Annotated in this window: 20 protein-coding genes; 11 read left to right on the top strand and 9 right to left on the bottom strand. The window is 61.9% G+C overall.

Annotation, left to right across the window (positions count from 1 at the left end):
• The first annotated feature begins 80 nt into the window (after positions 1-80).
• From arsC to ATH90_RS16725, 3 genes are read left to right on the top strand one after another with little or no spacing between them, the layout of a single operon-like run.
• Positions 81-434: an arsenate reductase (glutaredoxin) gene (gene arsC / locus ATH90_RS16715; protein ID WP_034106794.1), complete on the top strand. Its 354-nt coding sequence runs from the start codon at positions 81-83 to the stop codon at positions 432-434.
• The gene (gene wrbA, locus ATH90_RS16720) at positions 431-1,045 is read left to right on the top strand and encodes an NAD(P)H:quinone oxidoreductase (protein ID WP_034106795.1); all 615 of its coding nucleotides are present in this window, start codon (positions 431-433) and stop codon (positions 1,043-1,045) included. Before arsC ends, wrbA begins: the two co-directional genes overlap by 4 nt.
• A complete protein-coding gene (locus tag ATH90_RS16725) occupies positions 1,029-1,436 on the top strand; it encodes a DUF2069 domain-containing protein (RefSeq protein WP_098466832.1) in 408 nt (135 codons plus the stop codon). Before wrbA ends, ATH90_RS16725 begins: the two co-directional genes overlap by 17 nt.
• 103 nt (positions 1,437-1,539) lie before the next feature.
• On the opposite strand, the gene ATH90_RS16730 is transcribed toward ATH90_RS16725, so the two are convergent.
• The gene (locus ATH90_RS16730) at positions 1,540-2,211 is read right to left on the bottom strand and encodes a DNA-3-methyladenine glycosylase I (RefSeq protein ID WP_034106798.1); all 672 of its coding nucleotides are present in this window, start codon (positions 2,209-2,211) and stop codon (positions 1,540-1,542) included.
• Positions 2,212-2,278: 67 nt separating this feature from the next.
• Positions 2,279-3,103: a tRNA 2-thiocytidine(32) synthetase TtcA gene (gene ttcA / locus ATH90_RS16735; protein ID WP_014718888.1), complete on the bottom strand. Its 825-nt coding sequence runs from the start codon at positions 3,101-3,103 to the stop codon at positions 2,279-2,281.
• Positions 3,104-3,406: 303 nt separating this feature from the next.
• On the opposite strand from ttcA, the gene ATH90_RS16740 reads away from it, so the two are divergent.
• Both ATH90_RS16740 and ATH90_RS16745 read left to right on the top strand, forming a co-directional pair.
• On the top strand, positions 3,407-4,009 hold the full coding sequence (locus ATH90_RS16740; RefSeq protein WP_012724924.1) for a Yip1 family protein: 603 nt from the start codon (positions 3,407-3,409) through the stop codon (positions 4,007-4,009).
• Positions 4,010-4,137: 128 nt separating this feature from the next.
• Positions 4,138-4,632 (top strand): SprT family zinc-dependent metalloprotease, encoded by a 495-nt coding sequence (locus ATH90_RS16745; RefSeq protein WP_034106983.1) that lies wholly within the window; start codon positions 4,138-4,140, stop codon positions 4,630-4,632.
• 59 nt (positions 4,633-4,691) lie between these two features.
• Here the strand turns inward: ATH90_RS16745 and ATH90_RS16750 are convergent, their stop codons facing one another.
• The gene (locus ATH90_RS16750) at positions 4,692-5,873 is read right to left on the bottom strand and encodes a CaiB/BaiF CoA transferase family protein (RefSeq protein ID WP_098466833.1); all 1,182 of its coding nucleotides are present in this window, start codon (positions 5,871-5,873) and stop codon (positions 4,692-4,694) included.
• Between the two features lie 157 nt (positions 5,874-6,030).
• Between ATH90_RS16750 and tusD the strand changes: the two genes are divergently transcribed.
• From tusD to ATH90_RS16780, 6 genes are all read left to right on the top strand, one after another.
• The gene (tusD, locus tag ATH90_RS16755) at positions 6,031-6,423 is read left to right on the top strand and encodes a sulfurtransferase complex subunit TusD (protein WP_034106802.1); all 393 of its coding nucleotides are present in this window, start codon (positions 6,031-6,033) and stop codon (positions 6,421-6,423) included.
• Between the two features lies 1 nt (position 6,424).
• A complete protein-coding gene (gene tusC, locus ATH90_RS16760) occupies positions 6,425-6,775 on the top strand; it encodes a sulfurtransferase complex subunit TusC (RefSeq protein ID WP_034106805.1) in 351 nt (116 codons plus the stop codon).
• The gene (gene tusB / locus ATH90_RS16765) at positions 6,775-7,053 is read left to right on the top strand and encodes a sulfurtransferase complex subunit TusB (protein ID WP_034106807.1); all 279 of its coding nucleotides are present in this window, start codon (positions 6,775-6,777) and stop codon (positions 7,051-7,053) included. Before tusC ends, tusB begins: the two co-directional genes overlap by 1 nt.
• Positions 7,050-7,385, top strand: coding sequence for a TusE/DsrC/DsvC family sulfur relay protein (locus ATH90_RS16770; protein WP_034106809.1), 336 nt, complete (start codon positions 7,050-7,052; stop codon positions 7,383-7,385). The genes tusB and ATH90_RS16770 overlap by 4 nt, the downstream gene beginning before the upstream one ends.
• 14 nt (positions 7,386-7,399) lie before the next feature.
• The gene (locus tag ATH90_RS16775; protein ID WP_371919460.1) at positions 7,400-8,383 is read left to right on the top strand and encodes a glycosyl transferase family protein; all 984 of its coding nucleotides are present in this window, start codon (positions 7,400-7,402) and stop codon (positions 8,381-8,383) included.
• Between the two features lie 88 nt (positions 8,384-8,471).
• A complete protein-coding gene (locus tag ATH90_RS16780; protein ID WP_034106813.1) occupies positions 8,472-9,467 on the top strand; it encodes a glutathione S-transferase family protein in 996 nt (331 codons plus the stop codon).
• 105 nt (positions 9,468-9,572) lie between these two features.
• On the opposite strand, the gene cysG is transcribed toward ATH90_RS16780, so the two are convergent.
• From cysG to ATH90_RS16810, 6 genes are read right to left on the bottom strand one after another with little or no spacing between them, the layout of a single operon-like run.
• Positions 9,573-10,967, bottom strand: a complete 1,395-nt coding sequence (cysG, locus tag ATH90_RS16785; protein WP_034106815.1) for a siroheme synthase CysG — start codon at positions 10,965-10,967, stop codon at positions 9,573-9,575.
• Complete coding sequence (gene serS, locus ATH90_RS16790) at positions 10,968-12,248, bottom strand: serine--tRNA ligase (protein ID WP_034106817.1); 1,281 nt, start codon at positions 12,246-12,248, stop codon at positions 10,968-10,970.
• A 16-nt stretch (positions 12,249-12,264) separates the two neighbouring features.
• Positions 12,265-12,639, bottom strand: coding sequence for a fluoride efflux transporter CrcB (crcB, locus tag ATH90_RS16795; RefSeq protein WP_003232122.1), 375 nt, complete (start codon positions 12,637-12,639; stop codon positions 12,265-12,267).
• The gene (locus ATH90_RS16800) at positions 12,639-13,961 is read right to left on the bottom strand and encodes a replication-associated recombination protein A (protein WP_098466834.1); all 1,323 of its coding nucleotides are present in this window, start codon (positions 13,959-13,961) and stop codon (positions 12,639-12,641) included. Before ATH90_RS16800 ends, crcB begins: the two co-directional genes overlap by 1 nt.
• A 23-nt stretch (positions 13,962-13,984) precedes the next feature.
• A complete protein-coding gene (gene lolA, locus ATH90_RS16805; protein WP_016975527.1) occupies positions 13,985-14,608 on the bottom strand; it encodes an outer membrane lipoprotein periplasmic chaperone LolA in 624 nt (207 codons plus the stop codon).
• Between the two features lie 54 nt (positions 14,609-14,662).
• The gene (locus tag ATH90_RS16810; RefSeq protein WP_069077607.1) at positions 14,663-17,071 is read right to left on the bottom strand and encodes a DNA translocase FtsK; all 2,409 of its coding nucleotides are present in this window, start codon (positions 17,069-17,071) and stop codon (positions 14,663-14,665) included.
• Positions 17,072-17,265: the final 194 nt, after the last annotated feature.

The following is a 17,265-nucleotide window of genomic DNA, read 5'->3' on the forward strand; positions in this document are numbered from 1 at the left end:
ACCTATCGCCTCTTACGGTTTAAGGACAGGTCGCTGCGCAGGTAGAATAACCGCCACCTTACGCAAGATGCGACCCGCACATGACCGATCTGACGCTTTATCACAACCCGCGCTGCTCGAAATCCCGCGGTGCGCTGGAACTGCTGGAAGCCCGCGGCCTTGCGCCTACCGTAGTGCGCTACCTGGAAACCCCGCTCGACGCCGCGCAATTGAAGGCGTTGCTGGGCAAGCTGGGCATCAGTGCCCGCCAACTGTTGCGCAGCGGTGAAGACGAATACAAGGCGCTCAATCTGGCCGATGCCAGCCTCAGCGAAGCCCAGTTGATCGCTGCCATCGCTGCGCACCCGAAGCTGATGGAGCGCCCGATCCTGGAAACCGCAGACAAAGCCATCATTGGCCGTCCGCCGGAAAACATAGTGGAGATCCTGCCGTGACGTCGCCGTATGTACTGGTGTTGTACTACAGCCGTAACGGCTCGGTCAGCGAGATGGCTCGGCAGATTGCCCGAGGCATCGAGCAAGGCGGGATGGAAGCCCGGTTGCGCACCGTGCCGGCGATCTCCACCGAGTGCGAAGCCGTGGCGCCGAGCATTCCGGAGGAAGGCGCGCTGTACGCCAGCCTCGATGACCTGAAAAACTGCTCAGGCCTGGCCCTGGGCAGCCCGACACGCTTCGGCAACATGGCCGCGCCGCTCAAGTACTTCCTCGACGGCACCAGCAACCTGTGGCTCACCGGCGCCCTCGTCGGCAAGCCGGCCGGCGTCTTCACCTCCACCGCCAGCCTGCACGGCGGCCAGGAGACCACGCTGATGTCGATGCTGCTGCCGCTGCTGCACCACGGCATGCTCATCACCGGCCTGCCCTACAGCGAACAGGCGTTGCTCGATACCCAGGGCGGCGGCACGCCGTATGGCCCCAGCCACCATGCCGGGCCTGACGGCAAGCGCTTGCTTGATCAACACGAAACTGCCCTGTGTCGCGCCCTCGGCCTGCGCCTGGCCAACACCGCCACGCTGCTGGAGAACGGCCGTGGCCAGAAAACCTAAGGTCCTGCCGCCCCAGGCGTGGCTGGAGCCGCGGGTCAAGGTGGCACGTGCACTGAGCCTGCTGGCGTTTTTTGCCCTGGTGGGTTTGCTGTGCGTGTACTACCTGTTCGTCGCCGACCTGCACGGCGCACGGCCATGGGTGATCCTGCTGATCGAACTGGTGCCACTGCTGGTGCTGGCGCCGGGCATGCTGCTAGGCAGCGCGCGCGGGCATTCGTGGATGTGCTTTGTGGTGAACCTGTACTTCATCAAGGGCGCGCTGGCGGCGTATGACCCGAACCGGCAGTGGTTCGGGGTGCTGGAAATGCTCGCGAGCCTCGCGGTGTTTTGCACGGCATTGTTGTATGTGCGTTGGCGGCATCAGCTGAATCGGCGGCTGGCTGCCGCCTGATAGCGAGTGGGCGCCTGTTAGTCCTCGCGGGTAAGCCCGCTCCCACATTTGGACTGCATTCCCCTGTGGGAGCGGGCTTGCCCGCGAAACCATCAACGCGGTCTCAATGATTCACCGTATACGCCAGCATCATCGACAACTGGCACATCGGCCGGCCACTCTCGGCATGCCATTGGTTGAACGCGCCCTGCACCGTCGCCAGGTCGCGAAGGCTGGTCGGTGCCTTGTCGACGATCTTCTGTGCGTTCAGCGCGGCCACCACGTCATCGCTCGGCACAAACGTATCCTTGCCGACCATGCGCAAGAAGCGCGGCGCGGACAACCCGCCGAGTTGATGGCCGTGCTTGCTCAGGTACTTCCACAGCCCGACGATATCGGTCACCGGCCAATCGGCGACAAACGCGCCGAAACTGCCTTTTTCCTGCTCGATGTCGAGGATCATCTGCGCATTGCGCGGCACGCTCTTGAGCTTGCCCAGGTGGCGGATGATCCGCGTGTCCTGCATCAGCCGCTCCAGGTGCTCAGCCCCCATCAGCACGACCTTTTCCGGGTCGAAGCCAAAAAAAACCTGCTCGAACGCCGGCCACTTGGCGTCCACCACACTGTGCTTCAAGCCCGCACGAAACACGCGCAGCGCCAGGGTCGACAGGTAGCGATCATCGCTGATCTTGCGCAACTGCGCCGGGGTCTTGGGAACCGGTAGATGGGCTTCCAGCTTGGCCGCCGAACCGAAGCGGTTCAGACAATATTCGTGCAGCCACTTGTAATCGCGCATGCCCTCTCCTGGCAGTTGAATTGAAAACGGCGCCCGCGAGCGCCGTGTGTCAGAGCGATGAATAGGCTCAGAGGTTCACAACATTGACGAAGCGCGAGGCGGCGGTCTCGTCAATCTTGAGGCTGGTGAAGTCGAACAGGTTGCGGTCAGCCAGCTGCGAGGGGATCACGTTTTGCAGGCTGCGGAAGATGCTTTCGGTACGGCCGGGGGTCTTGCGCTCCCAGTCCACCAGCATCTCCTTGACCACCTGGCGCTGCAGGTTTTCCTGGGAGCCGCACAGGTTGCACGGGATGATCGGGAACTGCTTGAAGTCGGAGTAGGCCTGGATGTCCTTCTCGTTGCAATACGCCAAGGGGCGAATCACCACGTTGCGCCCGTCATCGGCACGCAGCTTGGGCGGCATGGCCTTGAGCGAGCCGTTGAAGAACATATTGAGGAAAAAGGTCTCGACGATGTCGTCGCGGTGATGACCGAGGGCCATCTTGGTCGCGCCGATCTCATCGGCAAAGGTGTACAACGTGCCACGGCGCAGTCGCGAGCACAGCGAGCAGGTGGTCTTGCCCTCCGGGATCAGTTCCTTGACCACCGAATAAGTGTCTTTTTCGACGATGTGGTACTCGACGCCCAGCTCTTTGAGGTAGGCCGGCAGCACGTGCTCGGGGAAACCCGGTTGTTTCTGGTCCATGTTGACGGCCACGATCTCGAACTTGATCGGCGCGACCTTTTGCAGGTGCAGCAGCACGTCGAGCATGGTGTAGCTGTCTTTACCGCCAGAGAGGCAGACCATGACCTTGTCGCCGTCCTCGATCATGTTGAAATCGGCGACCGCTTCACCGGCCAGGCGACGCAGGCGTTTTTGCAGTTTGTTCTGGTTAACCGTAAGAGTGCCCATGGCGCTTGGATCCGCTAGAGGTGTGTGACGAAAAGCCGGGTATTTTAGCGTCATGAGCGACCGAGTTCCAATGTGGGGGCGAGCACGCCCGCTCCCACACCCGAGCGCATTACCCTTTACAGACCCCGCCGCGATTAGGGCCAACGTTTACAGCGCAATTTGCTCTAAAGGCCCTACAGTTATTCAGGTCATCCCTTCCTATACTGCGACTAGAGGTCGCACAGCTATCCAGGACCTTTGAGGCCATTTGGCCCGTGGGCGCTCCGATGGGGGGCGATGGCAATAACGACAGGAGTGAATGGCATGATCCATCACGTCGTGGGGCTTTTTACCCATCCCGACCAGGAATGGCGGGAAATTCGTGGCGATAAAGAAGAAAGCATCGGCCACATGTACCTCACCCATACCTTGATTCTCGCGGCGATCCCCGCCGTATCCGCCTTTATCGGTACTACCCAGGTCGGCTGGGTCATCGGCAACCGCGCGCCGGTGATGCTGACCCAGGAAAGCGCACTGTGGATGACCCTCATGTCCTACGCCGCCATGCTCGGCGGCGTGGCGGTGATGGGCGCGTTCATTCACTGGATGGCGCGCACCTACGATGCCAACCCCAGCATGGCGCGCTGCGTGGCGTTTGCCACCTACACCGCCACACCGCTGTTCATCGGCGGGCTGGCTGCGCTCTACCCACATATGTGGCTGGGCATGGTCGTGGGCACGGCGGCGATCTGCTACACGGTTTACCTGCTGTATGTGGGGCTGCCCACGTTCATGAGTATCGACCCGGATGAGGGCTTCCTGTTTTCCAGCTCGGTACTGGCCGTGGGCCTGGTGGTACTGGTGGCGATCATGGCGTTTACCGTAATCGTCTGGGGCCTGGGCGTTGGCCCGATCTACACTAACTGACCGTTTAAAACCGTAGGCAAGGCCACCGCAAGGTGGCTTTGTGCGTTATGCATGACCATTCGGCGCCTGACAGATTCGGAAACACGCAGCTTTGCGGCATACTGGACGTCTCTGGAGATATGTACAGCATGCCCGAGCAACTCAATACCCGCGTCGAAGATTGTTTCCTGCAAGCCGAATCCTTTTTCAAACGAAGCTTCAAACGCCCCCAGGTCAGCCTCAAGCTGCGGGGCCAGAAGGCCGGTGTCGCGCATTTGCACGAGAACCTGCTGCGCTTTAACCCACAGTTGTACCGTGAAAACAGCCAACACTTCCTGAAACAGACCGTGGCCCATGAAGTGGCGCATTTGATTGCCCACCAATTGTTTGGCGAACGCATCCAGCCCCATGGCGAGGAATGGCAATTGATCATGCGCGGGGTCTACGAACTGCCGCCAGACCGTTGCCACACCTATGAGGTCAAGCGCCGCCAGGTGACCCGCTACATCTACCGCTGCCCATGTGCCGACAGCGACTTTCCGTTCTCGCCACAGCGCCATGGCATGGTGGCTCAGGGACGGCGCTATTTGTGTCGGCGGTGTCGGCAGACGTTGGTATTCACTGGGGAAACCCGCGTGGAGTAAGGGCCGCGGCGCGGTCAACCTGTGGGCGCTGGCTTGCCTGCGATAAGGCCGCCCAGCCCCTACCCAACTATCTTGGCCTTGCGCAAATCCGCGATGTGCTGAGAGCTGAACCCCAACGCCACCAACACCTCATCGGTGTGTGCCCCCACCGCCACACCGATGTGCCTGGGCGCCGGCAACCCGTCGGAGAACTTCAGTGGGCAAGCCAGTTGCGCCTGGGTCGAACCATCCCCCCTCGGCACCTGGCTGACCAGTTCCCGCGCCTTCAACTGCGGATGCTCGACTGCTTCGCTGAGGCTCAATACCGGTTCCACACAGGCATCCACCTCGGCGAACAATGCACACAGCTCATCGAAGCTGCGCTTCTCAAATTCGACTTGCAGCGCCTGCTTCAGGGCTTTTTGCTGGTCCGGATTGGGCGACAAGCCCTGCGCTGCCAGTTCCGGGCGCCCCAACGCTGTGCAAAGTGACTGCATGAACCCAGGCTCCAGGCTGCCGACTGACAGCCAGCGCCCGTCCCGCGAGCGGTAATAGTCGTAGAAACTGCCACCATTGAGCACATGGTTCTCCCACTCCGGCTCTACCCCGCATGCCAGGTACCCCGCGCCGGCCATGGCGTTCAGGCTGAACGAGCAATCGGTCATGCTCACGTCCAGGTATTGGCCAACCCCGCTGTGCTGCCGGGCGACAACCGCCGCGAGCAGCCCCACCACCGCATGCAGCGAGCCCCCGCCCACGTCCGCCAGCTGCACGCCGAGGGGCAGCGGGCCGCTGCCCTGGCGCCCGGTGTAACTGGCCACCCCGGCCAGGGCCAGGTAATTGATGTCGTGCCCGGCGCGATCCTTGTAGGGCCCGGTCTGGCCGTAACCGGTGATCGACACATAAATCAGCCGGGGGTTGATCGCCTTCAATGCCTCATACCCCAGGCCCAGGCGCTCCATGACCCCGGGCCGGAACTGTTCGAGCACTATGTCGTACTCCTTCACCAGCGCCCGCACGATCTCCAGCGCCTCGGCCTGCTTGAGGTCCAGCGCCAGGCTGCGCTTGTTGCGGTTGAGGTAGGCGTGGCTGGCCGACGTGCCCTGGTCGAGAGGTGGCAGTACGCGCAACAGGTCCATGCGCGTGGGCGATTCGATGCGCAATACCTCGGCGCCCATGTCCGCCAGCATCAACGAGGCGAAAGGGCCAGGCAGCAAGGTAGAGAAATCCAGCACTTTGAGGGACGCCAAGGGACCTGACATGAGCACTCCGTTTCCGTTTTCGATGCCCACAGACTAGGCAGCCTTGCGCCAACCGGCAATCGCCGGAACGGTCACCGACAGTGACTGTTTTGATCACGGCGGGCTTTTTCGTGGCGGCGGCTTTATCATTGCCCCACGTTTGCTTGCAGAGTGTTCCATGAAGTTCGCGATTGCACTGTTTTGCGCCGCCCACGCGCCCTCCTCGCGCCGTGCCCTGCTGTTCGCCCAGGCGGCACTGGCCGGCGGGCATGAGATTGTGCGGCTGTTTTTCTATCAGGACGGCGTCTACAGCGCCTCCAATGCCATCGTTGCGCCTCAGGATGAGCAGGACATCGCCCGCCAATGGCGTGAGTTTGTCAGCGCGCACCAGCTCGATAGCGTGGTATGCATCGCCGCCGCGTTGCGCCGGGGTGTGCTCAACCAGGATGAAGCCACGCGCTATCAACGCAGCGCGGTCAACCTCGAGGCGCCGTGGGAGCTGTCGGGCCTGGGGCAATTGCACGATGCCGCCCAGGCCGCCGACCGCCTGATTTGTTTTGGAGGGCCGTGATATGTCCAAGTCCCTATTGGTTATTAGCCGCCAGGCACCTTGGTCTGGCCCGAGCGCGCGCGAAGCGCTGGACATCGTGCTGGCCGGCGGCGCGTTCGATCTGCCGATCGGCTTGCTGTTCCTCGATGACGGCGTGTTCCAGCTGGCGCCGCACCAGGACGCCAAGGCCGTGCAGCAAAAGGACCTGAGCGCCAACCTGCAGGCGCTGGGCCTGTTCGGTATCGATGATGTGTTCGCCTGCCGCCACAGCCTGGCCGAGCGCGGCCTCACGACGCCTGCGAGTGCGCAGCCGCTGGACAGTGCCGCGATCTGCGCGCTGATTGACCGTTACGACCAGGTGATTACCCTCTGATGTCGACTCTCCATGTGATATCTCACTCCCCGTTTACCGACAGCCGCCTCGACAGCTGCCTGCGTATCTGCGGCGCCGAAGATGCCATCCTGCTCTGTGGCGATGGCGCCTACGGGCTGCACAACCCGGCCCTGCACACCAAGGGCGTGAAGGTCTTTGTGCTGGCCGAAGACATGCAGGCGCGCAACTTGCCGCTTCCAGACTGGGCCGACAGCGTCGATTACCCAGGTTTTGTGCAATTGTCGATTGACTACGACAAGGTCAACAGCTGGCTATGAACACCCTGACCGTAGGCGCACGCACCCTGGAACTGGACAAAGACGGCTACCTCGTAGACCTCAATGAATGGTCCGATGAGGTGGCCAACGCCCTGGCCGCCGCCGAGCCCCTGGCGTTGACCGCGGACCACTGGGAAATCCTCACCCTGCTGCGCCAGTTCTATGCCGAATTCCAGCTGTCCCCCGCTACACGCCCATTGATCAAGTACACCGCCTTGAAGCTGGGTCCGGAAAAGGGCAACAGCCTGCACCTCAACAAATTGTTCAACGGCACTCCCGCCAAACTCGCCGCCAAGCTGGCGGGCCTGCCCAGGCCAACGAACTGCTTATGACCGACTTTGCCCCGCTGACCCTTGAAACCCCCGCCGAGCATCCGTTTGCGCAGTTCGTGCGCATCCTGGGCAAAGGCAAGCGCGGTGCGCGCAACCTCACCCGCGAAGAGGCCCGCGAAGCCATGGGCATGCTGCTCGACGAAAAAGTCGAGGACACCCAACTCGGCGCCTTCCTGATGCTGTTGCGCCACAAGGAAGAAAGCCCGGAAGAACTCGCCGGTTTCACCGAAGCGGTGCGCGAGCGCCTGGATGGCCCGGCGCTGAACGTGGACATCGACTGGCCAACCTACGCCGGCAAGAAGCGTCACCTGCCCTGGTACCTGCTGGCGGCCAAGTGCCTGGCGCAGAACGGCGTGCGCATCCTGATGCACGGCGGTGGCGCGCACACGGCAGGCCGGCTGTACACCGAGCAATTGCTGGAAGGTTTGCAGATTCCGCTGTGCCGTAACTGGCAGCAAGTCGAGGCCGCGTATGAACAAGGCGACCTCGCGTTTATCCCACTGGGTGATTGGGCGCCGCAACTGCAGCGCATGATCGACCTGCGCAACACGCTGGGACTGCGCTCGCCGATCCACTCCCTGGCGCGCCTGCTCAACCCACTGAATGCACGTCTTGGCCTGCAAAGCATTTTCCATCCGGGTTACCAGGGCGTGCACCGCGACGCCAGCGGCCTGCTCGGCGACAATGTGATCGTGGTAAAGGGTGACGGTGGCGAGGTCGAGATCAACCCCGACACCCTCAGCCATCTGTACGGCACCACCGCTGGCGAAAGCTGGGACGAAGAATGGCCCGCCCTCTCCGCCCAGCGCCACGTCAAGCCGGCCGCACTCGACCCCGAACACCTGAAGGCGGTGTGGCGCGGCGATGTCGAAGACAGCTACCCGCAACTGGCGCTGATCGCCACCATGGCCCTGGCGTTGCGCGGCCTGGGCCACCCACGGGAACAGGCCTTTGAATTGGCCCAGCAATACTGGACCGCACGAGACAAATCGATTTAATCGATCATTCACGCCCGGTCTTTGCGCTTTTAGTTCGAACTCATCCCTTTAGACTGGGCTCCAACGCTTATTAGCCAAGGAGCCAGTCATGGGTTTGCTGATCGAAGGACACTGGAAAGACCAGTGGTACGAAAGTAGCGCAGATGGCGCTTTCCAGCGCGAACAGGCGCAACGCCGCAATTGGGTAACCGCTGACGGCTCGCCTGGCCCAAGTGGCCAAGGCGGCTTCAAGGCCGAGGCCGGTCGCTACCACCTCTATGTGTCCCTCGCCTGCCCGTGGGCCCATCGCACGCTGATCCTGCGCAAGCTCAAGGGCCTGGAAAGTTTGATTGAGGTGTCCGTGGTCAGTTGGCTGATGCTGGAAAACGGCTGGACCTTCGACAAGTCCCACGGTTCTACCGGCGACCAGCTCGACGACTTTGCCTTCATGCACCAGCGATACACCGCCGACACTGCCGATTACACCGGGCGCGTCACCGTACCGGTGCTGTGGGACAAAAAGCTGCAGCGCATCGTCAGCAATGAATCGGCGGAAATCATCCGCATGTTCAACAGCGCCTTCAATGAACTGACCGGCAACACGCTGGACTTCTACCCCGAGCCACTGCGCGTGACCATCGATGCGCTGAACGATCGGATCTACCCGGCCGTGAACAACGGCGTGTATCGCGCAGGCTTCGCCACCTCACAGCAGGCGTATGAACGTGCGTTTGATGATGTGTTTGCCGAGCTGGATTACCTGGAACAGCACTTGAGCGACCATCGCTACCTGGCGGGCGAGTTCCTCACCGAAGCGGATGTACGGTTGTTCACCACACTGATTCGCTTTGATGCGGTGTATTACAGTCACTTCAAATGCAACCTGCGCAGGATCGCGGACTATCCGAACCTGTCGAATTGGTTGAGGGAAATGTATCAGTGGCCGGGCGTGGCCGAGACGGTGGATTTTGCCCACATCAAGGGGCACTACTATGCCAGTCACCGCACGATCAACCCGACGGGCATTGTGCCGAAAGGCCCCTCGCAACGGTTTGATGGCCAGCATGATCGGCAGCGGTTGATTGCCAAGGGCGTGTGGGACTGATCCAAAGCATTGACTGGCTTTTAGGGCCTCATCGCGGGCAAGCCCGCTCCCACAGGGGATTGTATTCCCATGCGGGAGCGGGCTTGCTCGCGATGCTCCCAAGGCTTACACCTGGGATTGCGCGCCTTCAAACCACTTCAGCTTCTCGCGCAACACCACCACCTCACCGACGATCACCAGTGTCGGCGCATGCACTTCATGCTCCGCCACCATGCGTGGCAAATCCGCCAGCGTGCCGGTAAACACCCGCTGGTTGGACGTGGTGCCTTGCTGGATCAACGCCGCCGGGGTATCCGCCGCCCGCCCATGCTTGATCAGTTGCTCGCAGATGATCGGCAAGCCAATCAAGCCCATGTAGAAGACCAGGGTTTGCGAAGGCGCCACGAGATCACTCCAGGGCAGGTCCGAAGTCCCGTTCTTTAAGTGCCCAGTGATGAAGCGTACAGACTGCGCGTAGTCGCGGTGGGTCAGCGGAATTCCGGCATAGGCCGCGCAACCGCTGGCCGCCGTGATTCCCGGTACCACCTGGAATGGGATGCCATGGGCCGCCAATTCCTCGATCTCTTCGCCACCGCGGCCAAAAATGAACGGATCGCCACCCTTGAGCCGCAGCACGCGCTTGCCCTGCTTGGCCAGGTCCACCAATTGCTGGTTGATCTGCTCCTGAGGCACCGCGTGGTCGGCGCGTCGCTTGCCGACGTAGATACGCTCGGCATCGCGGCGGCACAGTTCGAGAATCGCCGGCGCGACCAGGCGGTCGTACAGCACCACGTCGGCTTGCTGCATCAGGCGCAGGGCGCGGAAGGTCACCAGGTCAGGATCACCCGGACCTGCGCCCACCAGGTAAACTTCGCCCGGTGCGTTAGGGGGCGCGCCATTGACCTTCTCGATCAACAGCCGCTCGGCTTCATCGCCCTGCCCGGCCAACTGGCGGTCGGCAATCGGCCCCTGGAAAACCTCTTCCCAGAACGCACGACGCTGTTGCACATTCGGGTATAAGCCTTTGACCTGGGCACGAAAACGCGCGGCCAGGCCGGCCAGTTGACCGTAAGTGGACGGAATCCACGTTTCCAGCTTGGCGCGGATCAAGCGCGCCAGCACAGGTGCATCACCGCCGCTGGAGACGGCGATCACCAACGGTGAACGATCGACAATCGCCGGGAAGATCACACTGCACAAGGCCGGCGCATCCACCACATTGACCGGTACGCAACGGCGCTTGGCGTCGCTGGACACTTGCGCGTTCAGCGGCTCGTCGTCGGTTGCCGCGATAATCAGGGTGCAACCATCGAGGTCGGCCTCCTGGTAACCGCGCAACACCAGTTCCCCGCCACTGCCCAGCACCAGTTCACGCAACTGGTCTTCGATCTGGGGAGCAACCACCCGCAGCAACGCACCGGCATCGGCCAGCAGGCGGGATTTGCGCAAGGCAATCTCCCCGCCACCGACGACCAACACACGACTGCCGCGCAGGTTATGAAACAGCGGCAGAAATTCCATTTAGCGGATGACCTCGACGCCCGCCATGTACGGCTTGAGCACTTCAGGTACGCGGATCGAACCGTCAGCCTGCTGGTAGTTTTCCAGCACGGCCACCAGGGTGCGACCTACAGCCAGGCCCGAACCGTTGAGGGTATGGACCAGTTCCGGCTTGCCGGTTTCCGGGTTGCGGAAACGCGCCTGCATGCGACGGGCCTGGAAATCACCACAGTTGGAGCACGAGGAGATCTCGCGGTATTTGTCCTGGCTCGGCACCCACACTTCAAGGTCGTAGGTCTTGACGGCGCTGAACCCCATGTCGCCAGTGCACAGTGCCAGCACGCGGTACGGCAGTTCCAGCAGTTGCAGCACGCGTTCGGCGTTGGCGGTCAGGCCTTCGAGGGCTTCCATGGAGGTCGACGGCTCGACCACCTGCACCATCTCGACCTTGTCGAACTGGTGCTGGCGGATCATGCCGCGCGTATCGCGACCCGACGCGCCGGCTTCGCTGCGAAAGCACGGGCTGTGCGCCACGAACTTGATCGGCAGTTGCTTGGCATCGAGGATCTCGCCGGCCACGATGTTGGTCAGCGACACTTCGGCAGTCGGGATCAGGTACAGGTCGGCTTCGCCGTCGCGGCTGATCTTGAACAGGTCTTCTTCGAACTTCGGCAACTGGCTGGTGCCCATCAGTGCCGGTGCCTGCACCAGGTAAGGGGTGTAGGCTTCTTCGTAACCGTGCTCGCCGGTGTGCAGGTTGATCATGAACTGCGCCAGGGCACGGTGCATGCGCGCGATCGGGCCGCGCAGCAAGGCAAAGCGCGCACCCGACATTTTGGCGGCGGTCTCGAAGTCCAGGCCACCGGTCAATTCGCCCAGGGCGACGTGGTCCTTGATCTCGAAATCAAATGCCTTGGGCGTGCCCCAGCGGCGTACTTCGACGTTGCCGTCTTCGTCTTCGCCAATCGGCACGGATTCGTGCGGGATGTTGGGGATGCCCAGCAGGATCGAATCCAGCTCGGACTGGATCTTTTCCAGCTCGACCTTGCCGTCGGACAGCTCGGTGCCCATGCGCTCGACATCCGCCATCAACGGCGCGATGTCTTCACCGCGCTGCTTGGCCTGACCGATGGATTTGGAACGCGCATTCCGTTCAGCCTGCAGTGCTTCGGTGCGGGTCTGGACGGTCTTGCGCTGTTCTTCCAGCGCTTCGATGCGCGCAACATCCAAGGCAAAGCCACGGGATGCCAGGCGGTCCGCTACGTCCTGAAGGTTGCTACGTAACAGTTTGGAATCGAGCATGTCGGTCTCTCGTTTATCAAAGTTTGGTCAAGGACAGGCCAGCCCAGGTGGCGAGCAGCCCGCCGAACACGCTGATGCCCAAGTACCCGAAGGCTACCAGGGCCTGCCCGCTTTCCAGCAGGCGCAGCGTATCCAGTGAAAAGGATGAAAAGGTCGTCAGACCGCCTACAAAGCCGACAATCAAGCCAGCACGTATTTCAATCGGTACTTCCGGGCGCAACAGGAACCAACCGTACAACAGCCCGATGATCAGGCAACCCACCAGATTGACCGCCAGGGTCGCTGCATAAAAGTGCTTCGGCCAGTTAGCGCTCACCCAAGTACCGGTGGCGAAACGCAATAATGTACCAGCGATGCCGGCTGCGGACACGGCAAGAATCGTCTTGAGCACTACTTTCTCCGCTGTCTGGGGCTGAGTCGATCGAGTTGCGCGAGGTGATTGAGCTTTTCGCCGATCTTCAGCTCCAGTCCACGGGGCACCGGCTGGTAGAGCGGCAGCGGCTCAAGCTCATCGGGAAAATAGTCCTCACCGGCCGCATAGGCATCCGGCTCATCGTGGGCATAACGGTATTCATCACCGTAACCCAGTTGCTTCATCAACTTGGTTGGCGCGTTGCGCAAGTGCATCGGCACTTCGAGGGAGCCATATTCGGCGGCGGCGCGCAGTGCGGACTTGAAGCCCATGTACACCGCATTGCTCTTAGGCGCACACGCCAGGTAAGTGATGGCCTGGGCCACGGCCAACTCGCCTTCCGGGCTGCCGAGTCGCTCCTGCACGTCCCAGGCCGCAAGGCACAGGCTCAGTGCCCGGGGGTCGGCGTTGCCGATGTCTTCGCTGGCCATGCGCACCACCCGGCGCGCGAGATAAAGCGGGTCGCAACCGCCGTCGATCATGCGTGCAAACCAGTAGAGCGCGCCGTCCGGGTTGGAGCCGCGCACAGATTTGTGCAGCGCCGAGATCTGGTCGTAGAAGGCCTCGCCGCCCTTGTCGAAGCGCCGGCGTGTATCGCCGAGCAGGCTTTGCAGCAGGTCGACGCCAATCTCACCGCCGTCATCAGCCAGGTCGGAGGCGTTCTCCAGCAGGTTGAGGAAGCGGCGGCCGTCGCCGTCGGCGGCGGTCAGCAGGATCTTGAAACCCTCTTCGCTCACGCTGAGTTGCCGCTTGCCCAACCCTTTGTCTTCGTTCAAGGCGCGGTGCAGCAGCTTCTGCATGGCCGCCTCGTCCAGGCTTTTGAGCACATAGACCCGTGCTCGCGACAGCAAGGCGTTGTTCAATTCAAACGAAGGGTTTTCGGTGGTGGCGCCGATAAAGATCAGCGTGCCGTCCTCGACATAGGGCAGGAACGCATCCTGCTGCGACTTGTTGAAGCGATGCACTTCGTCGACGAACAGGATGGTGCGCTTACCGTATTGCCCGGCCTGCTGCTTGGCGACCTCCACTGCCTGACGGATCTCCTTGACCCCGGCCAGCACCGCCGAGACCGTTTCGAAGTGCGCATCCGAGACCTTCGCCAAGAGCCGCGCCAGGGTGGTCTTGCCCACCCCAGGCGGCCCCCAGAAGATCATCGAGTGCAGCGCACCCTGCTCCAGCGCTTCACGCAAAGGCTTGCCACGAGCGAGCAGGTGTTCCTGACCGACGTACTCATCCAGGTTGGTCGAACGCAAGCGCGCGGCCAGTGGCTGGGCAATCGGGTCACTTCGAAACAGATCCATGGGCAGCGTTTGAAACCTCTAGATTATTCCTGGATCACGTCGGCACCCTTGGGGATGTCGAACTTGAACTTGGATGCGGGAACCGGCTGGTTAGCCTTGACCCCGGAGAACAGGATATCGGTGCGCTGGCCGACGCTGTCGACCAGGCGCATGTTGTTGATCACGCCGTTGCCAAACGACAGGGACAGTGTGTCAAACAGCGTGTCCTTGGATTTCGGCTTGAGGGTGAACTCGATCACGTTGCTGGTCTGCTTGGACGTGATATCGAAGCTGTCGTTGATTTTCGACACATCACCCGACAACAGCAGCGCCGGAGTCTGGTTCAGGCGCGGGTCAAGCTTCTTGATGGTCGCCTGCTCCAGGTCCGGGTCCCACAGGGTGACCTTCTGGCCATCGGAAACGATGGTCTGCTCAGCCTTGCCCTCGGTGTGCCAGTAGAACAGGCCAGGGCGCTGCACGGCCATTTCGCCTGCAGTTTCCTGCAGTTGGGTGCCGCCGGCATCCAGGGTCAGCTGGGAAAAGCGCGCGGTCAGGGTCTGGGATTTGTCCAGCAGGTTTTTCAGGCTGGCGACGGAGGCCGGGTCAGCGTGGGCCGAAACAGCGGTCAGGGCCAGTGCCGGCAACAACAGCATGCGGATAAGACGCATGGGAGTCCTCATTGAGTAGTCAGGGCGTGCCGCGTGCTGCCACGCGGCGCGGGATCAGTCGCGCATCTGCCCGGGGGCAATGACTTCGCGCGAGCCGTTGGTGTTCATTGCGGTAACGACGCCGGCCATTTCCATCGCTTCGATCATGCGGGCGGCGCGGTTGTAGCCGATTTTCAGCTTGCGCTGCACAGCAGAGATCGAGGCGCGACGGCTTTCCAGTACGAAGGCCACGGCTTCGTCATACAGCGCGTCGGTCTCGGCGTCATCGTCGCCACCGCTGCTGCCGCCGTCGAAGCCACTGCCGGCCTCTTCCACACCGGCGAGGATATCGTCGTTGTATTCCGGTGCGCCACGCAGTTTCCAAGCCTCTACCACGCGGTGGACTTCATCGTCGGAAACAAAGGCGCCATGCACCCGGATCGGCAGGCTGGTGCCCGGCGGCATATAGAGCATGTCACCGTGGCCGAGCAGTTGTTCGGCGCCGCCCTGGTCGATGATGGTCCGCGAGTCGATCTTGCTCGACACCTGGAACGCCATACGGGTCGGGATGTTGGCCTTGATCAGGCCCGTGATCACGTCAACCGACGGCCGCTGGGTCGCGAGGATCAAGTGAATACCGGCCGCACGGGCCTTCTGGGCGATACGTGCAATCAGCTCTTCAACCTTCTTGCCGACGATCATCATCATGTCGGCGAATTCGTCGACCACCACCACGATGGTCGGCAGCTTGCTCAGCAGTGGCGCTTCGTCGTGGATGCTTTCGCGCTTGTACAGCGGGTCGGTGAGCGGCGTGCCGGCCTCCTGGGCTTCCTTGACCTTGGCGTTGAAGCCAGAGAGGTTACGCACGCCCATCTTCGCCATCAGCTTGTAGCGGCGTTCCATCTCGGCAACGCTCCAGCGTAGGGCGTTGGCGGCGTCCTTCATGTCAGTAACCACCGGACACAGCAGGTGCGGGATGCCTTCGTAGATCGACAACTCCAGCATCTTCGGGTCGATCATGATCAGCTTGGCGTCTTCCGGGCCGGACTTGAACAGGATCGACAGGATCATCGCGTTCACACCCACCGACTTACCGGAGCCGGTGGTACCGGCCACCAGCAGGTGAGGCATCTTCGCCAGGTCGGTGATGACCGGCTTGCCACCGATATCGTGGCCCAGGGCCAGGGTAACCGGCGACTTGAAGTTGTCGTACTCGGGGGTCGACAGCACTTCGGAGAAGCGCACGATCTGGCGGTCTTCGTTGGGAATCTCGATACCCACGGTGGTCTTGCCAGGGATGACTTCCACCACGCGCACACTGGTCACGGCCAGGGAACGGGCCAGGTCTTTCGCCAGGTTGGCGATACGGCTGACCTTCACGCCGGCAGCCGGCTGGATTTCGTAACGGGTGATCACCGGGCCGGGGTGGATGGAGTCCACCGACACTTCGACGCCGAACTCCTTGAGCTTGATTTCCAGCAAGTGGCCGACGGCCGCCAGGGATTCCGGTGAATAGTTGAGTTGTTTCTTTTCGGCCGGATCGAGGATCGAGATCGGCGGCAAGGTGCCCTCGACCGCGCTGTCGACGAACAGCGGTGCCTGCTTCTCTTTCTGCACACGATGGCTCGGTTCCGCCGGCTTCGGCGGCGCTGGGGCAATCACGGGCGGCACCTGCTTCTCGCGGTCCGACATGTGTTTGCTCAGGGCCTGCTCGCGCTCGATCAAGCGCTCCTTGACCTTGGCCTGCTCGCGCCGGTCCGGCGTGCTCGGGGCCACGACTTCATTGACGCGGGTGTCCACCTCACGCAATTGGGCCACCATGCGCTTGCGGTCGACGCGCGCCGCCCACCAGCGGTTCGCGGCACCCTGGAACAGTTCCAGCAGGTCGAGGGTGATCTTGCCGGTCACGTCCATCACCTTGAACCATGACAGGTCGGTGAACACAGTAAGGCCGAACAGGAACAGCGCAATGAACATCAGGGTGCTGCCCTGGATGTTCAGGGACTTGCGCGCCAGGTCGCCGAGGCTTTCGCCCAGCGCACCGCCCGCGCCCGCCGGCAGGCCAGTGGGTGCATGGAAGTGGATATGGGCCAGGGCCGCGCCGGACAGCACCAGGAACACCAGCCCGATCAGGCGCCAGGAGAACAGCCAACCGCTCCACTGCCATGGCTCGTGACGCTGGCGGAAGATCTGCCAGGTCTTGATCGCCAGCAGCAGCGGGAAGATATAGGCGAAGTAACCCAGCACCATGAACAGGATATCGGCGCTGTAGGAACCGGCAGGCCCACCGAAGTTCTGCACGTCTTCGATCTTGCTGTTGTGGCTCCAGCCCGGATCGTCCTTGCCATAGGTCAGCAAGGCCATCATCAGGAACAGGCACAGGGCGCCGATAGCGATCAGCGCGCCTTCCTTGAGGCGATAATGCAGGTGCTGGCGCCAGGCTGGCACCACGGCTGCTTTAGGTGTTGCGGCGGATTTCTTCAAAACGGGTCTATTCCTGCGCCTTTAGCGCGTCCATCTGTTGAATGACTGCAAATACTGCCCAATCCGAGCAGCTGAAAAATGAACGAGCGTCGTTGAATCTACTTTTAACACTGGGCGATTGCTGGATGAAGTGGCGATAACGCCACAATCGCCGCATTGTACGGGTTTGTGCCCCTGATGCCACGCCACTTGGC

The organism is Pseudomonas lurida (genome assembly GCF_002563895.1).
GTDB lineage: Bacteria > Pseudomonadota > Gammaproteobacteria > Pseudomonadales > Pseudomonadaceae > Aquipseudomonas > Aquipseudomonas lurida.